A 12,118-nucleotide genomic window follows, 5' to 3' on the forward strand; every position below is an offset into this window, starting at 1 on the left:
ATCTCTCTCCCGGGCCCCCTCTCAGGTGCGCCCTACTCTTCGTCCTCGTCGTCCAGCCGGGCCAGCCAGGTGGCCAGCCGGTCGACCGGGGTCTCGAACTCGGGGTGGACGTCGGTGAACGTCCGCAACTGCTCGGCGAGCCAGGCGAAGCTGACCTCCTCCTCGCCGCGGCGTTTCTCCAACTCCTCGATTCCGCGATCCGTGTAGTACAACGCGCGCCCCTGCTAGTCCGCCGGCGGGAAGACCGTGTCCACCAGGGCGCGCTGCTCCGCCTCGTGCCGCTTGGCAGAACCGGCCGCGGGCGAGGAGGACGCCGGACGCGAGATCCGGGTGAACGGGCGGTCGAGCTGCTCGGAGAAGACCAGTGCGACGAACGGCCACGGGCCCATGTTCGCCGGCTCCTCCTGGACCCACAGGACCTCGCCCGCGTTCGGGTAGGCCTTGAGCTGCTCCCGGATCTCCTCGATCGGCAGCGGGTAGAGCCGCTCCGCCCGGATGATCGCGGTGTGCTTGTCACCGCTCTTGCGGCGCGCCGCGTCCAGGTCGTAGTAGATCTTGCCCGAGCACAGCACCACGCGGCGCACCTTCTCCGGAGCGATCGAGTCGTCCGTGATGAGCGGCCGGAAGTGCCCCGAGGTGAAGTCGGAGGCGGCGGAGGTCGCGGCCTTCAGGCGCAGCAGCGACTTGGGCGTGAAGATCACCAGCGGCCGCTCGACCGGCGACTTCGCCTGCCAGCGCAGCAGGTGGAAGTAGCTCGCCGGGGTCGTCGGCATCGCGACGGTCATGTTCTCCTGCGCGCACTGCTGGAGGAACCGCTCGATCCGGGCCGAGGAGTGGTCCGGGCCCTGGCCCTCGTAGCCGTGCGGCAGCAGCAGGGTCACGCTGGAGCGCTGGCCCCACTTCTGCTCACCGGAGCTGATGTACTCGTCGATGATGGTCTGCGCGCCGTTGACGAAGTCACCGAACTGCGCCTCCCACATCACCAGCGCATCGGGGCGGGTGAGCGAGTAGCCGTACTCGAAGCCCAGCGCCGCGTACTCGCTCAGCAGCGAGTCGTGGACGTGGAACTTCACGGTGCCGTTGTCGAACTGCTTGAGCGGCGTGTAGGACTCGCCGGTCTCGCGGTCCACCAGTCCGGCGTGGCGCTGACCGAAGGTGCCGCGGCGGCTGTCCTGACCGACCAGGCGGACCGGGTGCCCGTCCAGCAGCAGCCCGCCGAAGGCCAGCATCTCGCCGGTGGCCCAGTCCACCGCGTCGTTCTCCACCATCGTGGCGCGGCGGGTCATCTGGGGGGCCAGCCGCGGGTGCGGGGTGAAGCCGTCGGGCATGTTCACCTGGGTGTCGATGATCCGCTTGACGGTCTCGGTGCTGATGGCGGTCTCGACCGAGGAGTGGTCCAGGCGGCCCTCGGTGAACACCTCGGGCTTGACCACGGCGCCCGGCTCGATCGGCTTCCTGTCGGCCTCACGGGTCTCCGTGAACGCGCGCTCCAGTTCGGTCTGGTAGTCGCGCAGCGCCGACTCGGCCTCCTCCACCGTGATGTCGCCGCGGCCGATGAGGGCCTCGGTGTACAGCTTGCGGGTGGAGCGCTTGGCGTCGATGACGTTGTACATCAGCGGCTGGGTGAACTCGGGGTTGTCGCCCTCGTTGTGGCCGCGGCGGCGGTAGCAGACGAGGTCGATCACGACGTCCTTGTTGAACGCCTGGCGGTAGGCGAAGGCCAGGTGCGCGACCCGGACCACGGCTTCGGGGTCGTCCCCGTTGACGTGGAAGATCGGCGCCTGCACCATCCGCGCCACGTCGGTGGCGTACACGCTGGAGCGGCTGTCCGACGGCGAGGTGGTGAAGCCCACCTGGTTGTTCACGACGATGTGAACGGTGCCGCCGGTGCGGTAGCCGCGCAGCTGGGACAGGTTGAGGGTCTCGGCGACCACGCCCTGCCCGGCGAACGCCGCGTCGCCGTGGATGAGGATCGGCAGCACGGTGAAGCCGTGCGCGCCCTTGTCGAGCACGTCCTGCTTGGCGCGGACGATGCCCTCCAGGACCGGGTCGACGGTCTCCAGGTGGGACGGGTTGGCCGCCAGCGAGATGGCGATCTTCTCGCCCTCCCGGGTCTGGAAGTCCCCCTCGGTGCCCAGGTGGTACTTGACGTCACCGGAGCCGTGCGCGCTGCGCGGGTCGAGGTTGCCCTCGAACTCGCCGAAGATCTGCCCGTAGGACTTGCCGCAGATGTTGGCCAGCACGTTGAGGCGGCCGCGGTGGGCCATGCCGATGACGGCCTCGTCCAGCCCGGACCTGGCGGCCTTGGAGATCACACCGTCGAGCAGCGGGATCAGGGACTCGCCGCCCTCCAGGGAGAACCGCTTCTGGCCGACGTACTTGGTCTGGAGGAAGGTCTCGAACGCCTCGGCGCTGTTGAGCCGGTGCAGGATGTGCAGCTGCTCGTCACGGTCGAGCTTCTCGTGCTCGCGCTCGACGTGCGCCTGGATCCACTCCCGCTCCTCCGGGCTCTGGATGTGCATGTACTCGATACCCACCGTGCGGCAGTAGGTGTCGCGCAGCACGCCCAGGATGTCGCGCAGCTTCATGACCTGCTTGCCGCCGAAGCCCCCGGTCGGGAACTCGCGGTCCAGGTCCCACAGGGTCAGGCCGTGCTGGAGCACGTCCAGGTCCGGGTGCTTGCGCTGCTCGTGGTCGAGCGGGTTGGTGTCGGCCATGAGGTGGCCGCGCACGCGGTAGGCGTGGATCAGCTCCTGGACCCGGGTGGTCTTGTCGAGCTGGGTGGCCTTGTTGACGTGGATGTCCTGCACCCAGCGCACCGGCTCGTAGGGGATGCGCAGGGAGTTGAAGATCTCGTCGTAGAAGCCGTTCTCGCCCAGCAGCAGCTGGTGGATCCGGCGCAGGAACTCACCCGACTGCGCACCCTGGATGATGCGGTGGTCGTAGGTGGAGGTCAGCGTCATGACCTTGCTGATGCCCAGCTCGGCCAGCGTGTCCGCGGAGGCGCCCTGGAACTCGGCCGGGTACTCCATGGCGCCGACACCCAGGATGGTGCCCTGGCCCGGCATGAGGCGCGGGACCGAGTGCACGGTGCCGATGCCGCCGGGGTTGGTGAGGCTGATGGTGGTGCCCTGGAAGTCCGGCACGCCCAGCTTGTTGGTGCGGGCCTTGCGGACCAGGTCCTCGTAGCCGCTCCAGAACTCCATGAAGTCCATCTCGTCGGACCTCTTGATGGAGGGCACGACGAGCTGGCGCGAACCGTCCGGCTTCTGTAGGTCGATGGCCAGGCCGAAGTTCACATGCTTGGGCTTGGCGACACCGGGCTTGCCGTCGATCTCCGTGTAGGAGTAGTTCATCTCCGGCATCGATTCGAGTGCCTTGACCATGGCGTAGCCGATGAGGTGGGTGAAGGAGACCTTCCCACCGCGACCGCGCCGGAGATGGTTGTTGATGACGATCCGGTTGTCGAAGAGCAGCTTGACCGGCACCGCGCGCACACTGGTCGCGGTCGGCATGGTCAGGCTCGACTCCATGTTGGTCGCGGTGCGCGCCGGTGCGCCGCGCAGCCGCTCCTCGTCGACCCGGAGGGCCTCGTCCGCGCTCGGGGCCGCCGCCTTGGCGGGGGCCGGCGCGGCGGGCTTCTTGGGTGCGGCGGTGGCGGCGGGGGTCGTGGCCTGCGCCTTGACGGCGGCGGTCCCCCCGCTCTTCGCACCGGCCGACTCCGCGGGCTTGTAGTCCGCGAAGAAGTTCCACCAGGCCTTGTCGACCGAGTTCGGGTCGTTCAAGTACTTCTGATAAAGCTCCTCGACCAACCACTCGTTGGGACCAAAGTCTGTCAGGGGTTGAGACGCCTCAGACGACACGGCGGAGATCGCCCACTTCCGCAGCTCGCTCGTGAATGTGTAGGAAGACGGGTGGCTGCCGGCTCGGCGGGCTCAGGGAAGAACGGTGGTCGACCGCGTGGCGGAAGACCGGTCTGACCAGGCCGGCGCTCGTCGGTTCCCAGGCTACTTGTACCGGCATCCCATCGGGGAACGCGGACCGTGTTGAAACTAGGAGATAGCTAACAATTTTTCACAATCATATTAGCGCTACGCGTTGGTAACCAAGCGTAGTGTGCCTGTGCTGTCTGGTTTGTTGTTTTTTATGGGGTTTTCAGGGTGTGAAACCCGTGGCCGCTACCGGCCGCCCCCGATGTGTCCTGTACCGCTCTCGACATCGAGATTCCGGGGGAACCCGATCCCGGCGGGGCCCGTCGGAGTAGGTGCAAACGGCCGGGCGGGACGGCCGGGTCCCACCGCCGACGTTCCCAGCGGGAGCGGCGGGCCCCGGGCCCGGCCGTCGCGCGTTTCCCCTCGGTAGCAGGCCTCCCAGCTCGCGAAACGCCGGTGAACGCCGCCGAACTTGTGCGGATCTGTGCGCTCTTCGAGGTTCTCCCGCGCCGACGCGCCCCACGTGCCAAGATCGCGATACGCGCACACCGGACACACAGGGGTGGGAGAGACCCATGAGGGGCCTGGGGGAACTGGAAGCCGCCATCATGGACGCGCTGTGGCGGTCCGAGGAGCCGCTGCCCGTACGGCTCGTCCACGAGACGATGGTCTACGACCGGGACATCGCGTACACCACCGTCATGACGGTCGCCGGGATCCTCTACAACAAGGGCCTGCTCGACCGCGAGAAGCGCGGCCGCGCCTGGGTGTACTGGACGCTGGAGACCCGCGCCGAGTACACCGCCCGGGTCATGGACGAGTTCCTCGGCACCTGCCCCGAGCCCCAGGCCACCCTGCGCAGCTTCGTCGAGCGCTTCAGCGACGAGGAGATGGCCTCCTTCCACCGGGTGCTCAGCCAGGTCCGCCTCAACCGCGGCGTCGCCAGCTAGGGCGTTTTCGACGGATCATTCCGGGCCCGCCTGTCGCCCGTCGCCGCCCTCGACGGGTGCCTTCGGCGCGGTACCGCCGCGGGGCCGTGAGGTGGTCTCCCGCGGTGCCGCCTTCGCCCGGGCGGCCGAGACCCGGGCCCGCCTGTCGCCCGTCGCCGCCCTCGACGGGTGCCTTCGGCGCGGTACCGCCGCGGGGCCGTGAGGCGGCCTCCCGCGGTGCCGCCTTCGCCCGGGCGGCCGATCCGGGCCGACCTGCGCCCGTCGTCCTGCGAGGGATCGCCTCGCGGCCGCTCGTGTCCTTCGGTGCGAGCGCCGAGCCGCACGAAGGCATCCGCCGAACACGCCCTGGCGGCGTGCGGTCAGGGCGCCCTGCGCAGGCGGCGCACACCCGGCACGGCCAGCGCCGCCAGGGTCGCGGCCACCGTCAGCGCGGCCAGTGCGAGCAGCGCGTTCCGCGGTCCGACCGCCGCCGCCACCGGGCCGACAGCGACCTGGCCGACGGGGATCGCGACGAACGACCCCAGGGCGTCGTAAGAGTACACCCGGGACAGCCGGTCGGCCGGGACGTTCTCCTGCACCGACACGTTCCAGGCCACCTCGAACTGCTCCACGGCCACCCCCGTCACGAACATGGCGGCGACCAGCACCAGGGGCGCGGCCGGCAGGGACAGCGCGTACAGCGGCACCGCCTGGACCGCGACCAGGGCCACCCCGAACAGCAGTGCCCGGCGCGGCCGCCACCGGGCGGCCAGGAACCCGCCGACCAGCATCCCGGCGCTCTGGGCCGCCACGACCAGCCCCCAGACCGCCCGGCCGAAGGACTCGTCGGCGATCGCCGGTCCCAGCACCGCCACCGACGCCGACCAGGCGGCGTTGGTCACCATGAACTGCGCCACCACCACCCACACCCACGAGCGGGCGGTGAACTCGCGCCACCCCTCGACCAGGTCGCGCAGCACGCCCGCCCCTCCCGTGCCGGCCTCCGCGCCCGGAACCCGCAACAGCACGAACGCCGCGCAGGCCAGCGCGTACAGTCCCGCGTCGGCGGTGATGGACCAGCCGGGTCCGACGAACGCGACCACGGCCCCGCCCAGGGACAGCCCGGCCACCATCGCACCGTTCCCGGTCAGCCGGACCACCGCGTTGGCCTGGCGCAGCAACCCGCGTGGCACCGTCTGGGGGAGCAGCGCGGCGGACGCGGGCAGGTTCACCGCGGCCGCGGCCCCGTTGAGCACGCTCAGCCCCACCATCAGCGGCAGCGACGCCGTCCCGGTCAGCAGGGCCGCGCCCAGCACCCCCTGGGCCAGGGCGGCCAGGGCACAGCCGCCGCGCAGCACCAGGGAACGGGGGAGCCGGTCCGCGACCACCCCGCCGAGCAGCAGCAGGACCACGTTGGCGACGGACCGCGCGCCCACCACCAGGCCGACCTGGACCAGGGACCCGGTCACGTCCAGCACGGCGAACGCCAGCGCCACGTTCGCCAGCCCGTTGCCCAGGGACATCAGCAGCCGCCCGGCGGCCAGCGCCCGGAACGGGCCGTGCCGCAGCGGCGCCCCCATCCCGGCCGTGCGCCCCGCGTCCTCCGTCGCCGTCACACCCGCACCCCCGCCTCGCCTCCGGAACCCGGGGATCGTCCCAGAGCCCGGTGCGGGGGGCCACGGTTTTTCAGGACAGGATCCAGCTGCGGCCCTCGGCGGCCAGCTTCTCCACCAGGGTCGCGCTGTCGTGCTCCTTGGCGAACAGGTGCTCGGGGCGGGTGATGGGCACGATCCACAGCCACCGCACCGGGTCGCCCTGGAAGGCCAGCCCCGAGGTGTCCGGCGGCGCGTGGCCCTCGGCGGTCACCAGCGGCGAGGGGTCCTCCAACAGCAGCACCGCCCCCGCGCCCCGGCGCATCGCCCGGTCCTCGGGGTTGTCCAGCCACTTCACCGTGTGCCCGGTGCCGAACCAGGTCACCGCCCGCCACGGGAACGCCCCGATCCACCGGAAGATCCGCGCGGCGTGGTGCGCGGGCATGGTGGTGGCCAGTGCCAGCTCCACCCTCGCGTACTTGGAGGTGTCGGCCATGTACCGGTCCAGGGTGGGCATCCGCTGCCCGCACATGCCCACGGTCGACAGGACCGTGAACGGCCGGTGCCCGGTGGGCGGGCGCTCCGACACCCGCAGCAGCGGCGGGTGGCCGTCGGACACGTCCCAGTAGTGGCCGGCCTCGCCCACCGACCGGTTGAGGTGGCCCAGCACCGTGCGCTGCACGCTGCGCCAGGCGCCCGAGGCCCGCCGCCAGTCCCAGTAGGCCTCGGCGTGCACCACCCGTGGCCACAGCTGTCCCTTGACCGGGTCCAGCTCCCAGGCGTAGGCGCTGCGCCCGATCGCCTCGCGGGCGTACCCGGGCAGGCCGCTGTCGGCCTCGGCCCAGCCGGGGATGACCGCGAGCAGGCCCTCCTCGTCGACCAGGGCGACCCCGTCGCCCTCCTCGAACCAGACCGCGCGCAGACAGGAGGGGTCGAACCGGGGGCGCCCCTGCGGGTGCTTGGTGTGCCCCTCCGGCATCAGCGGTGCCCGCCCCTCGAAGGAGCCGCCGGGCTCGGCGGTGCGGGGGGCGATCCCGTGGTTGGCCAGCCACACCGGGACGCGGATGCGCCCGCGCGCGTCCAGCAGGTAGGCGGCCGTGGTCCGGGAGTCGCACTCGACGACGACGCGGCGGCTCTGATACGGGCTGATCTCGTCGAGCAGGACCTCGATCCCTGTCACCGGCCCTCCCACATGTGCCGATCCGCCGTCCTCCGCGGGCCCGATCCGACCCGTCCGCTCAATGCGTAGAATCGACGGTAGTGCCCTGACAGGCGGAGCCGTATCCGCAGCCGCGTATAGGTCGTATAACGACCCGACCCGCTGCCGTCCCGCGCCGGGCCGAGACCATCGACTCCACCCTTACGGACTCTCTATGCCCGCCGAGCTCACCTTTGTCGCACCGCGCCGCGCCAAGCCTCCCCGGCACCTGGCCGACCTCACCCCGCAGGAGCGGGCCCAGGTCGTCACCGACCTGGGGGAGAAGCCCTTCCGGGCCAAGCAGATCGCCAAGCACTACTTCGGCGGCCTGGAGTCGGACACCTCGGCCATGACCGACCTGCCCGCCTCCTCCCGGGAGAAGCTGGGCGAGGCGCTGCTGCCCCGTCTGCTCACCCCGGTCAAGCACATCACCTGTGACAACGGGATGACCCGCAAGACCCTGTGGAAGGCGTTCGACGGGGTGCTGTTCGAGTCCGTGCTGATGCGCTACCCGGACCGCGTCACCCTGTGCATCTCCTCACAGGCCGGCTGCGGTATGAACTGCCCGTTCTGCGCCACCGGGCAGGCGGGGCTCACCCGCAACCTGTCCACCGGCGAGATCGTGGAACAGGTGGTGTCCAGCGCCCGCGACCTGGCCCGCGGCCAGGTGGCCGGGGGGCCGGGGCGGATCAGCAACATCGTGTTCATGGGCATGGGCGAGCCCATGGCCAACTACAAGCGCGTCCTGGAGACGGTGCGCCGGATCACCGACCCGGTGCCCGACGGGCTGGGCATCTCCCAGCGCGGCGTCACCGTGTCCACGGTGGGCCTGGTCCCGGCGATCGACAAGCTCATCTCCGAGAAGATGCAGGTCCGCCTGGCGATCTCCCTGCACGCCCCGGACGACGAGCTGCGCGACGAGCTGGTGCCGATCAACACCCGCTGGAAGGTCGCCGAGGTGCTCGACGCCGCCTGGCGCTACGCGGGCACGACCGGCCGCCGGGTCTCCATCGAGTACGCGCTCATCAAGGACATCAACGACCAGGCCTGGCGGGCCGACCTGCTGGGCGAGCTGCTCAGGGGCCACCTGGTGCACGTCAACCTGATCCCGCTCAACCCCACCCCGGGGTCCAAGTGGACGGCGTCGCGCCCCGAGGACGAGCGCGAGTTCGTCCGGCGCCTACAGTCCCACGGCGTCTCGGTGACCGTCCGCGACACCCGCGGCCAGGAGATCGACGGGGCCTGCGGCCAGCTCGCGGCCGCGGAGAGCTGACCCCGCGGTGATCGAGACCGGCCTGGCCTTCGTCATCGCCCTCGTGGCGGGACTGGTCCCGGTCCTCAACATCGAGGTCTACCTGCTGGGCGCCGTCGCCGTGAACGGCGACGGCGCCCTGGTGGCCATGGCGGTGGCCGCCGGCCTGGGCCAGACCCTGGGCAAGCTGCCCTACTACTACGCGGGCAGGGGGTCGCTCTCCGCGCCCTGGCTGCGCAAGCGCACCGAGACCCCGGGCAAGTGGGCCGAGCGGGCCGCCCGCTGGCGGCGCAAGGCCGAGGAGCGCCCCGCCTGGGGGGTGGGCCTGCTGGCGCTCAGCTCGTTCGCGAGCATCCCGCCGTTCGTGGTGGTCTCGGTCCTGGCGGGCGTGGTGCGGATGAACGTCGTGCTGTTCTCCGCGATCACCTTCGTGACCCGCACCGTCCGCTTCCTCATCATCGTCCTGGCCCCCGCCTGGGCGATGTCCTTCCTCACCTGAGGGAGCCGCCGCCGACCGGTTCCGGCCCCCACCGCGGCGGGCGTCCCGGCGGCCGCACCGCTGCACGCCCACGGCCTGGCGGCGGGCCGACGCGGTGAGGCCCCCGGTGCCGGAGGGCACCGGGGGCCTCAGGGGCGTATCCCGCCCGCCGTCAGCCGGTGACCAGGTCGCGGCGGCGGAAGCCCGCCAGGGCCAGGACCAGGGCGACCGCGACCGCGGCGGAGGCGATCGCGACCGGTGCGGCCTCGAAGTCCTCCATCGGCGGCTGCGGCAGCATCCCGAACGCGCTGAGGTCCAGCGCCCGGTCGGGCATCCCCAGCAGGGCGCCGAGCATGGTGGCGAAGACGCTGTAGCCCAGCCACACCCACACCAGCGGCATCAGGCGCGGTGCCGCCCCGGCGAACAGCGCGGTGGCCGCGACGAACGCCAGTGCCGCCGGCAGCTGCGACAGCGCCGACTCCAGCATCGTGCCGATCCAGGAGGCGTCGTCCGTGGCGCTGAGCGCGCCGATGCCGATGCCGAGTCCGCCCAGGACGACGACGAGGGCCGTCGACAGGACGCCCACCGCCAGAGCGGCGCCGTACCAGCGGATCCGCCCCACCGCCGTGGCCAGGACGAGTTCGGCGCGGCCCGCCGACTCCTCGCCCCGGGCCCGCAGGACCGACAGGATGCCCTGGGCCGCCGCCGCCATGATCACGTAGCCCGACATGACGCCCAGGAAGCCCGCGGTGACGTCCTCGGTGGAGGCGTCGGCCAGGAGGGCGACGATATCGGGGTTGGACTCGACCATCCCCTCGACCTCGGTGGCGAGTGTGCCGAAGGAGATCGCGAACAGGAAGGTCGCGACGCTCCAGGCGATGATCGACCCTCGCTGCTGGCGCAGGTACAGGGCGAAGACACCGTTGAGCAGCGGGCCCGCCGCGGCCGGGCCGGGCCGGGACGGGATCAGCCCCGCACCCAGGTCCCGGCGCCCCGCCAGGGCGTAGGCGGCGCCGAACAGGGCCAGGACGACCGGCGGGTACAGGGCGAGCGGCCACCAGCGCGGGTCGTCGAACACCCGGGTCTGCTGCACCCAGGCGAACGGGGAGGCCCAGGAGGCGGGACCGCCCCCGCGCTCGGCCAGGTCGCCGACCACCCGGGCCGTGAAGAGCACGCCGACGGCGAGGAAGGCCGTTCCGGAGGCGGCCCGCCCGTGCTCGGTCAGCTGGGCGCACACCGCGGTGACGGCGCCGAAGGTGAGGCCGGCCAGCCCCAGGCCCAGCCCGTAGGCCAGGGAGTCGGCGGCGTCCAGGCCGTAGCCGGCCATGATCGCCCCGGTCAGCCCGCCGATGACCAGGTTCAGCAGGGCGACGGTGACCAGCGCCGCCGTCATCTGGGCGCCGCTGCCCAGGACGGCCGCCCGCAGCAGTTCGGCGCGGCCGCTCTCCTCCTCGGCCCGGGTGTGCCGGACCACGTGGAGGATGCTCATGATCGCCGTGGCGATGAGCAGGCTCATGGTCAGCTCGTTGACCACCATGGCGCCGAGCGTGTAGTCGTCCAGCCCGTACCCCGGGCCGCCGAAGAGGATGCCGGTGGGCGTGTCCATCAGCGCGGCCCGGGCCTGGCGCTGGGCGTCGGTCGAGAACGTCTCGTCCAGGGTGGGGACGGTGATCGCGACCGTGCCGACCAGCGAGACCGTCCATACCGACATCCGGATGCGGTCGCGGCGCAGGATGAACCGGGTCAGGGTCCCGGTTCCGGTGAGGGCGCTCACGACGCGCCCCCCTTGTCGCCGTTGAGGGCGGCCAGCTCGTCGCCGTAGTGGCGCAGGAACAGCTCCTCCAGGGAGGGCGGGTTGCTCACGAGGGAGCGGACCCCCAGGTCGGCCACCGCGCGCATGACGGTGTCGAGGTGGTCGTTGTCCACGTCCATGGAGATCCGGTCGCCGTCGATCTCCGCGTTGTGCACCCCGGCCAGTGCGGCCAGCGGCCCGGGGTCCGCGCTGACGGTCGCGCGGACGGACGACCGGGTCAGGTGGCGCAGGTCCTCCAGGGTCCCCGACTCCACGGTCTTCCCCTGACGGATGATGGTGACGGTGTCGCAGAGCTTCTCCACCTCGGACAGGATGTGGCTGGACAGCAGCACCGTGCGCCCCTGCTCCTTGGCCTCCAGCACGCACCCGGTGAACACCGCCTCCATGAGCGGGTCCAGCCCCGAGGTCGGCTCGTCCAGGATGAGCAGTTCGGCGTCGGAGGCGAGGGCGGCGACCAGGGCGACCTTCTGCCGGTTGCCCTTGGAGTAGGTCCGCGCCTTCTTGGTGGGGTCCAGCTCGAACCGGGACAGCAGCTCCTGCTTGCGTGCCTTGTGCAGACCTCCGCGCAGCCGCCCGAGCAGGTCGATGGCCTGGCCGCCGGTCAGGTTGGGCCACAGGGTGACGTCGCCGGGGACGTAGGCCAGCCGCCGGTGCAGGGGGACGGCGTCCTTCCAGGGGTCGCCGCCCAGCAGGGCGACGGTGCCGGCGTCGGCCCTGAGCAGGCCGAGCAGGACGCGGATGGTCGTGGACTTGCCGGAGCCGTTGGGTCCGAGGAACCCGGCGACCTGGCCGGCCTCCACGGTGAGGTCCAGGCCGTCGAGGGCCTGGAACCGGCCGAAGTACTTGTCGACGCCGCGCGCGTCGATGACGGGTGATGACATGGCGGGTGGTCTCTTCTCTCTTCCGATGGGGGGATGCCCGGAG

The 12,118-nt window shown here is 71.5% G+C and carries 9 protein-coding genes; 3 read left to right on the forward strand and 6 right to left on the reverse strand.

Annotated features, from left to right (window positions below; all coding sequences use genetic code 11):
- Positions 1 to 32: 32 nt before the first annotated feature.
- Positions 33 to 212 carry a DUF6104 family protein gene (locus QJS33_RS24165; RefSeq protein ID WP_306370359.1) on the reverse strand — a complete coding sequence of 60 codons (180 nt, stop codon included), beginning with the start codon at positions 210 to 212 and terminating at the stop codon, positions 33 to 35.
- Positions 213 to 224: 12 nt separating this feature from the next.
- On the reverse strand, positions 225 to 3,863 hold the full coding sequence (locus tag QJS33_RS24170; protein ID WP_306370360.1) for a multifunctional oxoglutarate decarboxylase/oxoglutarate dehydrogenase thiamine pyrophosphate-binding subunit/dihydrolipoyllysine-residue succinyltransferase subunit: 3,639 nt from the start codon (positions 3,861 to 3,863) through the stop codon (positions 225 to 227).
- A gap of 644 nt (positions 3,864 to 4,507) precedes the next feature.
- Here QJS33_RS24170 and QJS33_RS24175 point away from each other — a divergent pair.
- A complete protein-coding gene (locus QJS33_RS24175) occupies positions 4,508 to 4,882 on the forward strand; it encodes a BlaI/MecI/CopY family transcriptional regulator (RefSeq protein ID WP_306370361.1) in 375 nt (124 codons plus the stop codon).
- Between the two features lie 359 nt (positions 4,883 to 5,241).
- On the opposite strand, the gene QJS33_RS24180 is transcribed toward QJS33_RS24175, so the two are convergent.
- Together QJS33_RS24180 and QJS33_RS24185 are read right to left on the reverse strand one after the other, a co-directional pair.
- Entirely contained in the window at positions 5,242 to 6,441 is a 1,200-nt protein-coding gene (locus tag QJS33_RS24180; RefSeq protein WP_306370385.1) for an MFS transporter, read from the reverse strand.
- Positions 6,442 to 6,547: 106 nt separating this feature from the next.
- Entirely contained in the window at positions 6,548 to 7,633 is a 1,086-nt protein-coding gene (locus tag QJS33_RS24185; protein ID WP_306370362.1) for a suppressor of fused domain protein, read from the reverse strand.
- Positions 7,634 to 7,826: 193 nt separating this feature from the next.
- Here QJS33_RS24185 and rlmN point away from each other — a divergent pair, with 193 nt between their 5' ends.
- Together rlmN and QJS33_RS24195 are read left to right on the forward strand one after the other, a co-directional pair.
- Positions 7,827 to 8,924: a 23S rRNA (adenine(2503)-C(2))-methyltransferase RlmN gene (gene rlmN / locus QJS33_RS24190; protein WP_306370363.1), complete on the forward strand. Its 1,098-nt coding sequence runs from the start codon at positions 7,827 to 7,829 to the stop codon at positions 8,922 to 8,924.
- A gap of 7 nt (positions 8,925 to 8,931) precedes the next feature.
- The gene (locus tag QJS33_RS24195) at positions 8,932 to 9,402 is read left to right on the forward strand and encodes a hypothetical protein (RefSeq protein WP_306370364.1); all 471 of its coding nucleotides are present in this window, start codon (positions 8,932 to 8,934) and stop codon (positions 9,400 to 9,402) included.
- A 151-nt stretch (positions 9,403 to 9,553) separates the two neighbouring features.
- Here the strand turns inward: QJS33_RS24195 and QJS33_RS24200 are convergent, their stop codons facing one another.
- Together QJS33_RS24200 and QJS33_RS24205 are read right to left on the reverse strand one after the other, a co-directional pair.
- Positions 9,554 to 11,155: an ABC transporter permease gene (locus tag QJS33_RS24200; protein ID WP_306370365.1), complete on the reverse strand. Its 1,602-nt coding sequence runs from the start codon at positions 11,153 to 11,155 to the stop codon at positions 9,554 to 9,556.
- Positions 11,152 to 12,075 carry an ABC transporter ATP-binding protein gene (locus QJS33_RS24205; RefSeq protein ID WP_306370366.1) on the reverse strand — a complete coding sequence of 308 codons (924 nt, stop codon included), beginning with the start codon at positions 12,073 to 12,075 and terminating at the stop codon, positions 11,152 to 11,154. The genes QJS33_RS24200 and QJS33_RS24205 overlap by 4 nt, the downstream gene beginning before the upstream one ends.
- Positions 12,076 to 12,118 lie beyond the last annotated feature (43 nt).

Source organism: Nocardiopsis sp. CC223A, assembly GCF_030766825.1.
Lineage (GTDB): Bacteria > Actinomycetota > Actinomycetes > Streptosporangiales > Streptosporangiaceae > Nocardiopsis.